This window comes from Mesorhizobium sp. B2-5-11, from assembly GCF_006440835.1.
GTDB lineage: Bacteria > Pseudomonadota > Alphaproteobacteria > Rhizobiales > Rhizobiaceae > Mesorhizobium.
The window spans coordinates 195,952-211,165 of the sequence record NZ_VFUK01000006.1 but is presented as its reverse complement, the minus strand read 5'-3'; the positions used below and the strand labels follow the sequence as shown (position 1 = coordinate 211,165).

The window sequence follows — 15,214 nt, the reverse complement described above, 5'->3', positions numbered from 1 at the left end:
AGGACGCCCGGCTGCAGATGTTCGCCGAGTTCTGGCACTATTTCTCGATCAACAAGGGCGCGGTGATCGGCCTCTTCGTCTTCGCGCTGCTGATCCTGATCGCCGTCTTCGCGCCGCTGCTCGCCCCGCATTCGCCGGACGACCAGTTCCGCGACTTCTTCCTGACGCCGCCGGCCTGGCAGGCGGGCGGCAACGCCCAGTTCCTGCTCGGTACCGACGCCGTCGGCCGCGACATTCTCTCGCGCCTGATCTACGGCTCGCGCTTCTCGCTCGCCATCGGCTTCGTCGTCGTCACCACGGCGCTGATCTCCGGCGTCATCCTCGGCCTGCTCGCCGGCTACTGCCGCGGCTGGGTGGATACGCTCATCATGCGCATCATGGACATCATCCTGGCCTTCCCGTCGCTGCTGCTGGCGCTGGTGCTGGTCGCCGTTCTCGGACCTGGGCTGGTCAACGCCATGATCGCCATTGCCTTCGTGCTGCAGCCGCACTTCGCCCGGCTCACCCGCGCCGCCGTGATGGCGGAGAAGAACCGCGAATATGTCATCTCGGCCAAGGTCGCGGGCGCCAGCCATTTCAGGCTGATGCTGGTCACCATCCTGCCCAACTGCATCGCGCCGCTGATCGTGCAGGCGACGCTGTCCTTCTCCAACGCCATCCTCGAGGCCGCGGCGCTGGGCTTCCTCGGCATGGGCGCGCAGCCGCCGACCCCGGAATGGGGCACGATGCTGGCCGAAGCACGCGAGTTCATCCTGCGCGCCTGGTGGGTGGTGACCTTCCCGGGCCTGGCCATCCTGATCACCGTCTTTGCCATCAACCTGATCGGCGACGGCCTGCGCGACGCGCTCGACCCCAAGCTGAAGAGGTCGTGAGCATGTCCCTGCTCGAGATCAAGAATCTCACCGTTTCCTTCGACACCGCCGCCGGTCCGTTCATGGCCGTGCAGGGCATCGACCTGTCGATCGAGCCGCGCGAAGTGCTGGCGATCGTCGGCGAATCCGGTTCCGGCAAATCGGTGGCGATGCTGGCGGTGATGGGGCTGCTGCCCAACACCGCGACCGTCAAGGCCGACCGCATGGCCTTCGACGGCGTCGATCTGCTGAAGCTCAGCCCGTCCGAGCGGCGCAAGATCGTCGGCAAGGATATCTCCATGATCTTCCAGGAGCCGATCGCCAGCCTCAACCCGTGCTTCACCGCCGGCTTCCAGATCGAGGAGGTGCTGCGCTTCCATATGGGCATGGACCGCGCCCAGCGCCGCGCGCGCGCCATCGAATTGATGAAGCTCGTCGGCATTGCCGATCCGGAAGAACGGCTGAGCTCGTTTCCGCACCAGATGTCGGGCGGCCAGTGCCAGCGCGTCATGATCGCCATCGCCATCGCCTGCAATCCGAAGCTCTTGATCGCGGACGAGCCGACCACCGCGCTCGATGTCACCATCCAGAAGCAGATCCTTGATCTCCTGGTTTCGCTGCAGGCCAAATACGGCATGGGCCTGATCATGATCACCCACAATATGGGCGTGGTGGCCGAGACCGCCGACCGCGTCATCGTCCAGTACAAGGGCCGCAAGATGGAAGAGGCCGACGTGCTGTCGCTGTTCGAGAGCCCGAAAAGCAACTACACGCGCGCGCTGCTGTCGGCGCTGCCGGAGAACGCGGTCGGCGACCGGCTGCCGACCGTTTCCGACATGCTGTTCGAGCCGGCGCCCTCGGCCGCGGGAGCCTCCGCATGAGCACCACCGTCCTCGAAGGCAAGAACATCGTTCGCGACTACCATATCGGCGGCGGCCTGTTCAGCGGGCCGCGCACGGTGCACGCGGTCAAGGGCGTCTCGTTCACCGTGGACAAGGGCAAGACGCTCGCCATCGTCGGCGAAAGCGGCTGCGGCAAGTCCACGCTCGCCCGCATCATCACGCTCATCGATCCGGCGACATCGGGCGAACTGTTCATCGACGGCAACAAGGTCGACATCGCCAGGGGCGGATTGACCAGGGAGATGCGCCGCAAGGTGCAGATCGTCTTCCAGAACCCCTACGGATCGCTCAACCCGCGCCAGAAGATCGGCGACGTGCTGGGCGAGCCGCTGCTGATCAACACCGACAAGACGGCCGCCGAGCGGCGCGACCTCGCCATGAAGATGCTGAAGAAGGTCGGCCTCGGTCACGAGCACTACAACCGCTATCCGCACATGTTCTCGGGCGGCCAGCGCCAGCGCATCGCCATCGCCCGTGCGCTGATGCTGAACCCGAGCCTTCTGGTGCTGGACGAGCCGGTCTCGGCGCTCGATCTTTCGGTGCAGGCACAGGTGCTCAACCTGCTCGCCGACCTGCAGGACGAATTCCAGCTGACCTATGTCTTCATCAGCCACGATCTCTCCGTGGTGCGCTACATCGCCGACGACGTGATGGTGATGTATTTCGGCGAGGCGGTCGAATACGGCTCGCGCGACGAGGTCTTTTCAGACCCCAAGCACAGCTACACCAGGACGCTGTTCGCCGCCACGCCGCGCGCCGATGTCGCCAGCATCAAGGCGAGGCTGGCGAAGAAGAAAGCGGCGTGACTCCAATTCGTCATCCTAGGGCGGAGCGCCGCAACGCGGTGCGGAGACCCTAGGATCCATGCCGTTATCTCAGCCGAAAAGCGCTGCGGAGCAGGTTGTGCACCGTGGTAATGCTCGCATATCACGGCATGAATCCTCGGGTCTGCGCCGCGTCGCTCCGCTCCTTGCTCCGCCCGTGGATGACGAAACGGAGGCAGTCACGCCTCCGGTTTCTCTCGCGAAAAGGGTCGAGCGCTACGACAGCTTCGCGATGACAGCCCGCAGCGCTTCACCGAAACGCCTGACTTCCTCGACCGTATTGTAGTGCACCAGCGAGGCGCGGATGGCGCCGCTGTCCATCGACAGGTTGAGGCGCTTCATCAGGCGCGGGGCGTACATGTGGCCGTCGCGAATGCCGATCTGCATCTCGGCCATTTCCTCGACGATCCGCTGCGGCGACAATTTGCCGATGTTGAAACAGAAGGTCGGCACGCGTTCGTTGATCCGGGCCTCCTCGGAAACGCCGTAGATTGTTGCCCCGCAGCTCTTCAGCACAGCCAGCATCTCGCGCGCCAGCACCAACTCGTAGTCGCGGATGGCGCCCATGCCGGCGACGATGTTTTCGCGCCGCGAGCGGTTGTTGGACGGAGCAAGATTGCGGCCGATGAGCTCGAGATACTGCACGGCCGCATCCATGCCCGACACGTTCTCGTAAATGAAGGTGCCGGCCTCGACCTTGTAGGGCGGCTCGTCGGGGATGAAGTCCTCGCGGAAGGTCGGCAGTCGCTTCAGCGTTTCGAAGCGGCCCCACAGGAAACCCATATGCGGCGAGAAATTCTTGTAGCCGGAACAGACGAGATAGTCGCAATCCCATGCCTGGACGTCGATCAGCCCATGCGGCCCGTAATGCACGCAGTCGAGGAACACTTCGGCGCCGGCGGCGTGCGCGATCCCTGCCACCGAAGCGACGTCGACGATCGAGCCGATGGAATGCGCCGTCACCGTGCAGGCGACAAGCCGGGTACGATCGGAAACAAGCGGGCGCAGATCGTCGATATGCAGGTTGCCGTCCTCGCGCATGCGCCACCACTTGAACTTGGCGCCGGCGGATTCGAGTGCCAGCCATGTCGCGATGTTGGCGTCATGGTCCATGTCGGTGACGACGATCTCGTCGCGCTCTCCAAGCATCTGGCCGATGCCGAGGCTGACTAGGCGGATGAACGAGGTGGCGTTCATGCCGAAGCAGATCTCGGATGGGCTGTAGGCATTGATCAGCAGTGCCACGCTTGTCCGCGCATCGGCGACCGATTGGTCAACGGTGACGCTGCGGCCATAGCGGCCGCCGCGCTGCACATTGTGCGATACCAGATGGTTGGTCACCGCATCGAGCACGCTCTGCGGAATCTGCGCGCCGGCGGCGTTGTCCAGGAAGATGAAGTCGCCTGCCCGCTGCAAGGCCGGAAACATCGCCCGGATTCTTTCAACAGGGAATGCGCCGGAAGTGCCGGTCGCATTGGCGGCTTGATGCTTGTTCATGGTCGTCTCCTGCGAAGTGCTCGGTAGAGGGGAAGTTGAAGGCGCGGTCAGCGCGTCTTCTCGGTTTTGAAACGGCCTTCAAGCAGGCTGACGAGGCGAACCATCGGCCACAGGAAGATGAGATAGACCAGGGCTGCGCCGATCAGCGGCGAGGGGTTGGCGTAGAGCGACTGCGCATTGGTCGCTTCTTTCAAAAGTTCCGGCAGCGCCACGGTGGAGGCGAGCGAGGTGTCCTTGAACATCGAGACGCAGTTGCTGGTCATCGGCGGGATGACCACGCGCACCGCCTGCGGCAGCACCACCTTGCGCAAGGTCAAAAGGAACGGCAGGCCGAGCGCCTGCGACGCCTCGAACTGGCCGCGCGGAATGCTTTCGATGCCGGAGCGGAACACTTCCGCCGAATAGGCCGACATGATGATGGCGAAGGCCGTCACGGCGGAAGCCCAGGACGACAGGCGGATGCCGAGGAAGGGCAGCGCATAGTAGATCAGGATCAGCACCACCAGCACCGGCAGCGCGCGGAAGATGTCGGTGTAGCCGACCGCCAGCCATCTGAGCGGCTTCGGCGCATAAAGCCGCAACAGGCTGATCACCAGGCCGATGGGGATGCCGATGCCGATGCTGAGCAGGCCGAGCAGCAGCGTGTTGAGAAAGCCGCGCAGCAGCGCCGGCAGACTGGACGCGATGACGTCGGCGTTGAAGAACGTATCGAGCAGCGACATGGGAGGCTTTCCCGAACCGTTTGGCGTCCCTTGACGCCGGAGCAGAGGTCCGGAACAGCGAAAGCGGTTTTGCCGCGCCGCGCTGGTTCCGGGAGACTATGTATCAAACGGAACGTGCCGGCCTTTCGAGCCGGCACGTTCTCCTTGGCGGCCGCCGCTCAGGCCTTCGGCACCGGCATTTCCTTGGCGGTCGAGGAATCGGCGGGCGCGTCGCTGCCGAACCACTTCTTGTGGATCGCGGCCAGCGTGCCGTCCTTCTTCATTGCCGTCAGCGCGTCGTTGAGCTTGCCGAGCAGCGGGTGGTCCTTGGTCATCATCAGCCCGTACTGTTCGCCGGTCTTGATGCGTTCCTTGACGGTGAGATCCTTCATCTTGGTGAAGGAGTACTGCATGCCCGGAATGTCGCTGACAGCCGCGTCGATGCGCCCGGCGCTGAGGTCGAGCAAAAGGTTCTGCTGTGTGTCATAGCCCTTTACGTCGCTGAGGCCATCGGCCTCCTGATGCGCCTTGACCCAGGTCTCGCCGGTCGAGCCGGACAGCACGCCGACGATCTTGCCCTTGAGGTCGGCCTCGGCCTTGATCGGGCTGTCGGTCTTGGTGGCGATGCCCATGTCGGAATCATAGTAAGGCTGCGTGAACGACTGCGACTTCAGCCGCTCCGGCGTGATGGTGATCGACGAGATGGCGACATCGATGCGCTTCGAGGTGGTGGCGGCGAACAGCGCCTGGAAGCCGAGATCGGCGATGTCGGTGGTCATGCCGACGCGCTTTGCCGCTTCGTTGACGATGTCGACTTCAAAGCCCTCGAAAGTGCCGCTCTCGTTCTTGTACTCGAACGGAGGGTTGGTCGGGTAGGCGCCGACATTGAGCACATCGGCGGCATAGGCGGTTGCCGGTCCGGCGGCGATGCCGATGGCGGCCGCGAGGAGGATGAGATTGCGACGGGTCAGGCTCATTGTTGGTCCCTCTGGGGTGTTCCCTCTGGTTGTTGATCGGGCGGGCTGATGCCCGCACGGTTTCTTGCCGCCCCACCTCCCAGCGGGGCGTCAATTCATGCTCGCCGCCATACGGTCGGGCGCTGTCCGGTCGCGGCAGACGCACATGGGCGGGAAGGCAAGGTTGGCGATGCTCTCGGTATGCGGATCGCGGATCTGGCGCGCGCACGCCATCGCACGCATGGCGCGTGTCGGAGGATGACTGGGGGCAGCATGAACGACAACGACTGAAACCCTTTGATCCCACCCGATGCACCACGATGGATGTCCGGCAAGCCCGTCCGGAACGGCAGTCGCCATCGATCGAGGAATGCTTATCCAAACCGCGGCAGTTTTCAAGGCAAAAGTTTTAAGCTTAAAAAGTTGGCGGCGACGGCGCCTGGCAAACCTTTCGATAGCGCTAGCTGCGGCCGCTACCGCCCAGCTCAACATCCGCGCCGGCTTTGCCGGCGGCAGCGCCAGCCCCCAGAAACATCGTGTCGCTGGCCAGGATAAAGAAACTGGCGCCGAGTGTCGCCCATTGGGCGACATCCTGCGGCCTCGCGCAGAAGATCCCGGATGTCCTGCCATGCGCGATCGTCACATCGATGATCCTGTGTATCGCTTGCGCGAGCTTGTCGGCGCCTTTCGGGCCGATCGCATCGATCGATACGGAGAGATCGCCGGGCCCGACGAAGGTCACGTCGACACCCTCGACGGCGGCGATCGCCTCGATATTGGCCAGCCCTTCCGATGTCTCGACCTGAACCGCCACGACGATGCTGTCATTGGCCTGAGCGAGATATTCGGAGATGCGGTAGCCATAGCCGGCGGCCCGCCCGGGCCCGACGCCGCGCTCGCCGGTCGGCGGATAACGCGAGGCCTTCACCGCCGCCTGCGCCTGGGCAGCGGTCGAGACGCGCGGGACGAGCACGCCTTGCGCGCCGCTGTCCAATGCCGCGGCGATCGCTTCCGGTGCATGGCCGGGCACGCGCACAATGGCCGGCACGCGATGGATGTCGGCCGCGCGCACCATCGCCTCGATCATGTCGCGCGAAATCTGGGCATGTTCCCAATCGATGCAGAGGAAATCGAGACCGGACTGCGCCATCACCTCGACCGCAACGGGATGCGGAATGGCGGCAAAGGAACCGACGAGGCTTTCCCTACAGATGCATTTGTGGCGAAACCCGCTCATCGTTCCATCCCCTTGTTGTCGTGCCGGAATTCATATCCGCAAACAGCGGCGAGGCGAAGCTATTTCAGGCTTGAAATATTTTCGCGCGGGCCTAGCGTGTCGATCTCCCGCCGCGAGTTCCGGACATGATCAAAGCGCATCCCCTGCACGGCCCAAACAGACTGAAGCTCGGCGTCTTCTCGACCAATGCCGACGGCGGCCTTGCCATATCGGATGTGCCTGAACGCTGGACGGCAAGCTGGCACGACAATCTGACGGCGGCGCAGATCGCCGACCGCGCGGGGCTGGAATTCCTGCTGCCGATTGCGCGCTGGCGCGGCTTTGGTGGCCGCAACAGGGTGCGCGAATGGTCGTTCGAGACCTTCACCTGGGCGGCGGCGCTCAGTGTGGCCACCCAGCAGATCGGCCTGTTCATGACCGTGCATGTGCCCCTCGTGCATCCGCTGTACGCCGCCAAGGCGCTGGCGACGGTCGATCATATCAGCCAGGGCCGTGCCGGCCTCAACATCGTCTGCGGCTGGAACCCGAAGGAATTCGGCATGTTCGGCACGCCGCTGGTCGAGAAGGGGTATGATCAGGCCGCCGAATGGATCGAAATTCTGGAAAGGCTTTATGCGTCGGCTGAACCTCTCGACTATGAGGGCACTTATTATCGTCTCAAGGAAGCCGTGAGCCGGCCGGCCAGCCTGCAAGTTCCGCGACCAGTGACGATGAACGCGGCTTTCGGCGGTCCGGGCCGCGATTTCGCTGCCGCCAGATGTGACTATCTGTTCACGACCTTTTCCGAGATGGCCGATGCCGGCAAACATGTCGCCGATATCAGTGAGCGGGCCGACAAGGCTGGCCGCGAGGTCGGCGTCTACACCGTGGCGCATGTCGTCTGCCGGCCGACGATGGAGGAGGCGCAGGCCTATTACACACGCTATGCCGTCGATCTGGCCGACCGTGAGGCGGTCGATGCCCATATGGCCGGCAAAAAGGAATTCTCGCGGTCGCACGACCCGTATGCCTATGACCGCTATCGCCAGCGTTTCGCCGGCGGCGCCGGCACCTATCCCTTGGTCGGAACGCCCGAAACGATCGCAGCCGATATGGCCGCCATTGCCGGGCATGGCTACCAGGGCATTGCGCTGTCCTTCGTCAACTACACGCAGGAACTCCCCTATTTCTGCGATCACGTGCTGCCGCTGCTGGAGCAGGCCGGCCTTCGCGGAAAATAGTCTGGCCCATGCCTTCCTGATTTCTCATCCTGGGGTCTGCGCCGTATCGCTACGCTCCTTGCTGCACCCAGGATGACGAAGCGACGGCCGATTATTCCGGAATAACCGCGGTGGCCTGAATCTCCACCTTGGCTCGGTCCTCGACCAGTGCCATCACCTGCATCGCGGCCATCGCCGGGAAATGCCGGCCGATTACCTTGCGATAGGCCTCGCCTATACCCCTGAGATTGGCCAGATATTCAGCCTTGTCGGTGAAATACCACGTCATCGACGTGATGTGCCGCGGCTCAGCTCCGGCCTCCGCCAGCACCGCGACGATATTTTGAAGCGTCTGCCGCACCTGGCCGACGAAATCGTCGGTCTCGAACTGGCACTGGCCATTCCAGCCGACCTGTCCGCCGACGAACACGAGCCTGCCGCGCGCTGCAACGCCATTGGCATAGCCGACCGGTTTTGCCCAGCCTTCCGGCTGCAGGATCTCGTGCATTTCAACTCTCCAATATCGGTCCGCAATATCCGCGTTCGAAAACAGTCCAGTCCGACGACGCGCCCTGTTCAGGCAGCGCCCATCACCTGCCGCGCGATCACCACCTTCTGCACGTCGGAAGCACCCTCGTAGATGCGCAGCGCGCGGATCTCGCGATACAGGCTTTCGACGATGTGACCCTTGCGGACGCCGTCGCCGCCATGCAGTTGCACCGCTTTGTCGATCACCTCCTGCGCCTTGTCGGTGGCGAACAGTTTGGCCATCGCCGCCTCGCGCGTTACCCGCGCCGCGCCCATGTCCTTGGTCCAGGCGGCGCGGTAGACCAAAAGCGCCGCGGCATCGACGTCGAGCGCCATGTCGGCGATATGGCCCTGCACCATCTGCAGCTCGGCCATCGGCGCGCCGAACAGCTTGCGTTCGGCCACCCGCTTGATGCTTTCATCGAGTGCGCGGCGAGCAAAGCCGAGTGCCGCCGCGCCGACGGTCGAGCGGAACACGTCGAGCACCGACATGGCGATGCGAAAGCCGTCGCCCGGTTTGCCGATCAGCGCCGAGGCGGGCAGGCGGACCTGATCGAAAGACAGTCGTGCCAGCGGATGCGGCGCTATGACTTCCAGGCGCTCCGCGATGCCGAGGCCCTTGCTGTCCCCGGGCACGATGAAGGCTGATAGCCCCTTGGCGGCGGGTGCCTCGCCTGTGCGGGCAAAGACGACATAGAGATCGGCGATGCCGCCATTGGAGATCCAGGTCTTTTCGCCCGAAAGGACATAGCCGTCACCATCGCGGGTCGCTGTCATCTCCATATTGGCGACATCCGATCCCGAGCGCGGTTCCGACAGCGCAAAGGCGGAAATGACCTTGCCGGCGCGCGTCTTCGAAAGCCATTGCTGTTGTTCCGGCGTGCCGAACAGGCTGAGCGCTCCGGTGCCGAGCCCTTGCATGGCGAAGGCGAAATCGGCGAGCCCGTCATGCCGCGCCAGCGTCTCACGCGTGATGCACAAGGTGCGCACGTCGAGCGGTCCCGGATTGTCGGTGTCGAGCGCCGTCGGCTTCAGCCAGCCGTCCCGGCCGAGTTTTTGCACCAGCTCGCGGCAGGCGGCGTCGACGTCATGGTGATCGACGGGTAGGTTCTTCGCGCACCATGCCTCGAGGTGCCCGGCCAGTTCGCGATGACGGTCTTCGAAGAACGGCCAGTCGAGGAAGGAGCGGTCAGGCATTTCTGCCTCCGCTATTCTCCAGAGTCCGTGCTCTACGGCGCCCCCCTCTGTCCTGCCGGACATCTCCCCCTCTAGGGGGAAGATCGATCCTCATCTCGGCTTTCGCAAATCGCCTGCGCCGCAGGATGGCTGCCGCCGCCGAAGCTGCCAATCTCCCCCCTAGAGGGGGAGATGGCCGGCAGGCCAGAGGGGGGCGCTGTCCCGCCAACGTCTCCATCAACCTGCTCATCCTCAATTCCCCTCGAACACCGGGTTTTCCTTGGCAACAAACGCCTTGTACGCCCGCTCGAAATCGCGCGTCTGCATGCAGATCGCCTGCGCCTGCGCTTCCGCCTCGATCGCCTGGTCGAGGCCCATCGACCATTCCTGGTTCAACTGCGTCTTGGTGATGCCATGGGCGAAGGTCGGGCCGGAGACGATGCGCGCCGCCATGTCGAGCGCGTCGGCCTCGAGCGATGCCGCCTCTACAAGCCTGTTGTAAAACCCCCAGCGCTCGCCTTCGGCAGCCGTCATGGTGCGGCCGGTGTAGAGCAGTTCGGCGGCGCGGCCCTGGCCGATGATGCGCGGCAGGATCGCGCAGGCTCCCATGTCGCAGCCGGCAAGACCGACGCGGGTGAACAGGAATGCCGTCTTGGCGTCCGGCGTGGCGATGCGGATGTCGGAGCTCATGGCGATGATGGCGCCGGCGCCGACCGCCACGCCGTCGACCGCCGCGATGATCGGCTTGCCGCAATTCAGCATCGCCTTTACGAAATCGCCGGTCATGCGGGTGAAGGCCAGGAGTTGCTTCATGTCCATCTTGACCAGCGGGCCGATAATGTCGTGGACATCGCCGCCGGAGCAGAAATTGCCGCCATTGGACAGGAACACCACGGCATCGACATCGTCGGCATAGACGAGGTCGCGGAATGTATCGCGCAGTTCCGCATAGCTGTCGAAGGTCAGCGGGTTCTTGCGCTCCGGCCGGTCGAGCCGGACCTTGGCGATCCGGCCTTCGACCTGCCAGAGGAAATGCTTCGGCTTGAAGCCGGCCATCTTGCTCATTCGCGTCCCTCCCAGTTGCTGCGGAACGAGGTCAGCATGCCGGTCAGCCGGCGCGCGTCGTCCTCGCTCACCTTGCCCAGCAATTCGCCGACCCAGCCCTCGTGAGCGGCAGCGATGACTGCGAAGGACTTCGAGCCCTCATCCGTCAGCCGCACCATCGAGGTGCGGCGGTCGCCATTGCGGCGGGCGCGCGCGACCAGCCCCTCGGATACGAGCCGATCTACGATGCCCGTGACATTGCCGTTGGATACCAGCAGGAAGCGCGACAGATCGCTCATCAGCATGCCTTCGGGCGCTCGGTAGAGCGCGGCCATCACGTCGAAGCGCGGCAACGTCGTGTTGAATTCCTTCTTCAGGCGCTCGCGCAGTTCGGCCTCGATCGTGCGCGAGGCGCGCAGCAGCCTGATCCACAGCCGCAAGCGGTCCTTGCCGGGTCCCGACGGCGCGGGCAGGGGGCCGGCTACCATGTTTCGCCTCCTGAGATCGAAATTGCCTGTCCGGTGATCGACGCTGCCGCATCGCCGCACAGCCACAGCACGGCCGCGGCAATTTCCTGCGGCTGGATGAAGCGGCCTTGCGGATTGGTCGCGGCAAGGCTCGCCCGCGCCTGCTCCACCGAGCGGTCGGTTTTTTCCACGATCCGCTGGATGGACTCCTCCAGCATTTCGGTTTCCACAAAACCCGGGCACACCGCGTTGACGGTCACGCCGGACTTCGCCGTCTCGGCGGCAAGCGCCCGCATCAGGCCGACGACGCCATGCTTGGCCGCCACGTAAGGCGCAACATAGGCGTAGCCTTTCAGTCCGGCGGTAGACGCGATGAAGACGATGCGGCCCGCCCTGCGCGCGGCCATGCCGGCGAGCGCCGGCTTCACCGTCAGGAAAGCGCCGGTCAGGTTGACGTCCAGCGTCCGCTGCCAGTCGGCCAGCGTGGTCTTGTGCGCCGGCGTGCTGCCCGCCATGCCGGCATTAGCGACGACGATGTCGAACGGCCCGCGCGCGGCCTCCGCCGTCTCGTAAAGCGATGCCATCGCCGCCTCATTGGTGACATCGGCAGTGATGGCGAAAACGCCTTTGCTTTCGCCAGCCACCTTGGCCAGCTCCGCCTCGCGGCGGCCGCATATGGTGACGTCGATGCCGGCACCAGCCAGCGCCAGAGCGATCGCTCGGCCGACACCAGACCCGCCGCCGGTGACAAGGGCATGGCTGCCGGCGATCATCGCGGCGGCCGTCATACTTTCAGCCCCGCTGCGGCATCGCGTTCGGCCAGCCGGTAGATCTGGTCGCGCCCGGGCAGATAGGGATCGGGCCATTTGACGCCACGGTCGCCGAGCGCCACCGCCGCATGCAGCGTCCAGTAGGGATCGGCGAGATGCGGCCGTGCCAGCGCCACCAGGTCGGCGCGGCCGGCCATCAGGATCGAATTGACATGGTCCGGCTCATAGATGTTGCCGACCGCCATCGTCGCCATGCCGACCTCGTTGCGGATGCGGTCGGAAAACGGCGTCTGGAACATGCGGCCATAGACCGGCTTTGCCAGCACCGAAGTTTGTCCTGCCGAGACGTCGCAAATGTCGACGCCGGCCTCATGCAACAGCCGCGCGATCTCGACGGCGTCGGCGGGTGTTACGCCTTCGATGCCGACCCAGTCATTGGCCGAAATGCGCATTGAGATCGGCTTCTGCGCCGGCCAGGCGGCGCGTACGGCGCGAAAGATTTCAAGGGGATATCGCATGCGGTTTTCCAGCGAACCGCCATACGCATCCGTGCGCCGGTTGGTGACCGGCGTGATGAAGGACGACAGGAGATAGCCGTGCGCGGCGTGGATCTCGAGCATGTCGAAGCCGCAGCGGTCGGCCATCTCAGCCGAAGCCACGAACTCGTCGCGCACTCTGTCCATGTCGGCGCGGTCCATCGCCTTCGGCACCTGATTCTGCGGCGACCAAGCGACCGCCGATGCCGCCATGACTGGCCAGTTACCCGAGGCGAGCGGCACGTCCGTGCCTTCCCACCCAACCTGGGTCGAACCCTTGGCGCCGGAATGGCCGATCTGTGCGCAGATCTTCGCCTCGGTCTCGGTATGGACGAAATCGACCAGCCGTTTCCACGCCGCCTCATGTTCGGGCGCATAGAAGCCCGGGCAGCCGGGCGTGATCCGCCCTTCGGGGCTGACGCAGGTCATCTCGATATAGATGAGCCCGGCGCCGCCCTTGGCACGCTCGGCATAGTGCGTGAAATGCCAGTCCGTCGGGCAGCCGTCGACGGCCTTGTACTGCGCCATCGGCGAAACGACCACGCGGTTGCTGAGCCGCATGTCGCGCAGCTTGAAGGGCGCGAACATCGGCGCGCGGCGCAGCCTGTTGGCGCCGGCGCCCGCCTGGCGCTGGAACCATTCCTCCGCGCTTTCAAGCCACTCCGCGTCGCGCAGCCGTAGGTTTTCGTGGCTGATGCGCTGCGAACGGGTCAGCAGCGAATAGTTGAACTGCACCGGATCGAGGCCGAGATAGCGCTCGACTTCCTCGAACCATTCGAGCGAATTGCGTGCCGCCGACTGCAGCTTCAGCACCTCGGTGCGGCGCGCATCCTCATATTTGCGGAAGGCGGCGTCGAGGTCCGGTTCGGTTTCGACATACTCGGCCAGCGCAACCGCGCTTTCCAGCGCCAGCTTGGTGCCGGAGCCGATCGAGAAATGCGCTGAAGCCGCCGCGTCGCCCATCAGCGCCAGATTCTCAGACGACCAGCGCTCGCACAGCACGCGCGGGAAATTGATCCAGGCCGAACCCCTGATGTGGTTGGCATTGGTCATCAGCTTGTGGCCGCCAAGATGCTTTTCGAAGATGCGCTCGCAGACGGCGATGGATTCCTGCTGCGTCATGGCGCCGAAGCCGAAGGCGGCCCAGGTCTGTTCGCTGCACTCGACGATGAAGGTCGCGGTGTCGCTGTCGAACTGGTAGGCGTGCGCCCACACCCAGCCATGCTCGGTCTTTTCGAAGATGAAGGTGAAGGCGTCGTCGAATTTCTGGTGGGTGCCGAGCCACACGAACTTGCATTTGCGCGTGTCGATGTCGGGCTTGAAGATGTCGACGAAGCTGTTGCGCGCCCTGGAATTCAGCCCGTCTGCGGCGACGACCAGGTCATGCGTCTCCATATAGGGCCGGGGATCGGCGATGTCGGTCTCGAACATCAGCCTGACACCGAGCTCGCGTGCGCGCCGTTGCAACAGGATCAAGAGCCGCTTGCGGCCGATGCCGCAGAAGCCATGGCCTGAGGATACAGTGCGCACGCCGTCATGGACCACGGCGATGTCGTCCCAATACGCAAAATGCTTCTTGATCCAGACGGCGCTGACCGGATCGTTCCTGGCCAGATTCTCGAGCGTTTCGGCTGACAGAACGACGCCCCAGCCGAACGTGTCGTCGGCGCGATTACGCTCGAAAACCGTCACATCGTGCGCGGCGTCCCTCAGCTTCATCGAAATGGCGAAGTAAAGGCCGGCTGGTCCGCCGCCGAGAACCGCAACCTTCATCTGTGCGATCTCCTCTTCGCTTGCTTGGTTTCAGTATCGCGCCGGGGCCTAGATATTTCAAGCTTAAAGTTTTATATCGAAACGATTATGCGAAATAGCGGGCCGCGCGCTCGCGCATCGCCGCGCGCGGCCCGTGGGGTCACTTTTCCGGGTTCTTCGGGCTCCACAGCACCGTCTCGGCACCCTTCTCGTAAGCCATGCCGTCGGGATAGCTGATCGCTTCCAGCTGCAAGCCCCAAGGCGCCTGGAAGTAAAGGATGGTCTGGCCGGCGGCGGGTCCTTCCTTGACCGGCAGCGGCCCCAACCTGGTCTTTACGCCCTTGGCCTCGAGATAGGCTTTCGCCGCCGCGACGTCGTCGACATAGAAGGCGATGTGAAAACCGCCAATGTCGCTGTTCTTCGGTGTCAGGTCCTTCTGGTCCGGCGCGGTGTATTTGAACAGCTCTATGTTCGACCCCGTGCCGCAGCGAACCATGGTGACCTGCTCGATGACGGCCTTCGGATCGACGCCGAGAAGATCCTGCATGAAGGTGCCCTTGTCGTCGGCGAACGGGCCGAACGACATCGCCTTCTTGCAGCCGACCACGTCGGTGAAGAAATCGACCGCCTGCTTCATGTCGGGAACCGTGATGCCGGTGTGGTCGTGCCCGCGCATACCGGGGATCGAGCTTGCTGCCGCCATACCGGTGCTGCCGAGGATGGCGGCAGCGAGTGCTGCATTTCGAATTGTTGTCTTCATGTCAGTTTCTCCTC

Annotated in this window: 15 protein-coding genes; 4 read left to right on the top strand and 11 right to left on the bottom strand. The window is 64.1% G+C overall.

Annotated elements, in window-relative coordinates; translation table 11 throughout:
- The first annotated feature begins 17 nt into the window (after positions 1-17).
- From FJ490_RS20275 to FJ490_RS20265, 3 genes are read left to right on the top strand one after another with little or no spacing between them, the layout of a single operon-like run.
- Entirely contained in the window at positions 18-872 is an 855-nt protein-coding gene (locus FJ490_RS20275) for an ABC transporter permease subunit (protein ID WP_181165298.1), read from the top strand.
- Between the two features lie 2 nt (positions 873-874).
- The gene (locus FJ490_RS20270; RefSeq protein ID WP_140728843.1) at positions 875-1,732 is read left to right on the top strand and encodes an ABC transporter ATP-binding protein; all 858 of its coding nucleotides are present in this window, start codon (positions 875-877) and stop codon (positions 1,730-1,732) included.
- Positions 1,729-2,559, top strand: a complete 831-nt coding sequence (locus FJ490_RS20265; RefSeq protein WP_140496998.1) for a dipeptide ABC transporter ATP-binding protein — start codon at positions 1,729-1,731, stop codon at positions 2,557-2,559. The genes FJ490_RS20270 and FJ490_RS20265 overlap by 4 nt, the downstream gene beginning before the upstream one ends.
- 234 nt (positions 2,560-2,793) lie before the next feature.
- On the opposite strand, the gene FJ490_RS20260 is transcribed toward FJ490_RS20265, so the two are convergent.
- From FJ490_RS20260 to FJ490_RS20245, 4 genes are all read right to left on the bottom strand, one after another.
- Positions 2,794-4,074, bottom strand: a complete 1,281-nt coding sequence (locus FJ490_RS20260) for a cysteine desulfurase-like protein (protein WP_140523731.1) — start codon at positions 4,072-4,074, stop codon at positions 2,794-2,796.
- Positions 4,075-4,121: 47 nt separating this feature from the next.
- Entirely contained in the window at positions 4,122-4,796 is a 675-nt protein-coding gene (locus FJ490_RS20255) for an amino acid ABC transporter permease (protein WP_140556801.1), read from the bottom strand.
- A gap of 158 nt (positions 4,797-4,954) precedes the next feature.
- Positions 4,955-5,752: an ABC transporter substrate-binding protein gene (locus tag FJ490_RS20250; RefSeq protein ID WP_140496991.1), complete on the bottom strand. Its 798-nt coding sequence runs from the start codon at positions 5,750-5,752 to the stop codon at positions 4,955-4,957.
- Positions 5,753-6,191: 439 nt separating this feature from the next.
- Entirely contained in the window at positions 6,192-6,968 is a 777-nt protein-coding gene (locus FJ490_RS20245; RefSeq protein WP_140728844.1) for an HpcH/HpaI aldolase/citrate lyase family protein, read from the bottom strand.
- A 125-nt stretch (positions 6,969-7,093) separates the two neighbouring features.
- Between FJ490_RS20245 and FJ490_RS20240 the strand changes: the two genes are divergently transcribed.
- Entirely contained in the window at positions 7,094-8,188 is a 1,095-nt protein-coding gene (locus FJ490_RS20240) for an LLM class flavin-dependent oxidoreductase (RefSeq protein ID WP_140728845.1), read from the top strand.
- A gap of 91 nt (positions 8,189-8,279) precedes the next feature.
- Here the strand turns inward: FJ490_RS20240 and FJ490_RS20235 are convergent, their stop codons facing one another.
- From FJ490_RS20235 to FJ490_RS20200, 7 genes are all read right to left on the bottom strand, one after another.
- Positions 8,280-8,675: a RidA family protein gene (locus tag FJ490_RS20235; protein ID WP_140630000.1), complete on the bottom strand. Its 396-nt coding sequence runs from the start codon at positions 8,673-8,675 to the stop codon at positions 8,280-8,282.
- Positions 8,676-8,743: 68 nt separating this feature from the next.
- Entirely contained in the window at positions 8,744-9,892 is a 1,149-nt protein-coding gene (locus FJ490_RS20230; RefSeq protein ID WP_140629997.1) for an acyl-CoA dehydrogenase family protein, read from the bottom strand.
- Between the two features lie 231 nt (positions 9,893-10,123).
- Entirely contained in the window at positions 10,124-10,936 is an 813-nt protein-coding gene (locus FJ490_RS20220) for an enoyl-CoA hydratase family protein (protein WP_140629994.1), read from the bottom strand.
- Positions 10,933-11,403 carry a MarR family transcriptional regulator gene (locus FJ490_RS20215; RefSeq protein ID WP_140513060.1) on the bottom strand — a complete coding sequence of 157 codons (471 nt, stop codon included), beginning with the start codon at positions 11,401-11,403 and terminating at the stop codon, positions 10,933-10,935. Before FJ490_RS20215 ends, FJ490_RS20220 begins: the two co-directional genes overlap by 4 nt.
- Complete coding sequence (locus tag FJ490_RS20210; RefSeq protein WP_140629991.1) at positions 11,397-12,170, bottom strand: SDR family NAD(P)-dependent oxidoreductase; 774 nt, start codon at positions 12,168-12,170, stop codon at positions 11,397-11,399. The genes FJ490_RS20215 and FJ490_RS20210 overlap by 7 nt, the downstream gene beginning before the upstream one ends.
- Positions 12,167-14,461 (bottom strand): bifunctional salicylyl-CoA 5-hydroxylase/oxidoreductase, encoded by a 2,295-nt coding sequence (locus FJ490_RS20205; protein ID WP_140496975.1) that lies wholly within the window; start codon positions 14,459-14,461, stop codon positions 12,167-12,169. The genes FJ490_RS20210 and FJ490_RS20205 overlap by 4 nt, the downstream gene beginning before the upstream one ends.
- A gap of 139 nt (positions 14,462-14,600) precedes the next feature.
- Positions 14,601-15,200, bottom strand: a complete 600-nt coding sequence (locus FJ490_RS20200) for a VOC family protein (protein ID WP_140728846.1) — start codon at positions 15,198-15,200, stop codon at positions 14,601-14,603.
- Positions 15,201-15,214: the final 14 nt, after the last annotated feature.